Origin of the sequence: Zoogloea sp. LCSB751 (assembly GCF_002028455.1) — a bacterium.
Classification (GTDB): Bacteria; Pseudomonadota; Gammaproteobacteria; order Burkholderiales; family Rhodocyclaceae; genus Zoogloea.
This window is the reverse complement of sequence record NZ_MWUM01000251.1, coordinates 1-266: the sequence shown is the minus strand read 5'-3', so window position 1 is coordinate 266 and position 266 is coordinate 1. Positions and strand designations below refer to the sequence as shown.

Annotated in this window: 1 pseudogene; it reads left to right on the top strand. The window is 54.1% G+C overall.

The features are described 5' to 3' along the window. Nucleotides 1-52 precede the first annotated feature (52 nt). Nucleotides 53-266, top strand: a pseudogene (locus B4920_RS30685) (histidine--tRNA ligase); the annotation flags it as partial.

Here is a 266-nt window from a genome sequence, read left to right as displayed (position 1 = left end):
AACAAATCATCGAGCGCTATGTCGAGCGCACCTATACCAAGAAATTGAAAGCATGAGTCAAACGCTGCAAGCCGTGCGCGGGATGAACGATATCCTCCCGACGAAGCCGAGTTTTGGGAACTGTTCGAGGACACCATCCGTGCCTGGCTGAAAGGCTACGGCTATCGCCCGATTCGCATGCCGATTGTCGAGCCGACGCCGCTGTTCAAGCGGGCGATCGGCGAAGTGACCGATATCGTCGAAAAGGAAATGTATTCCTTCATCGA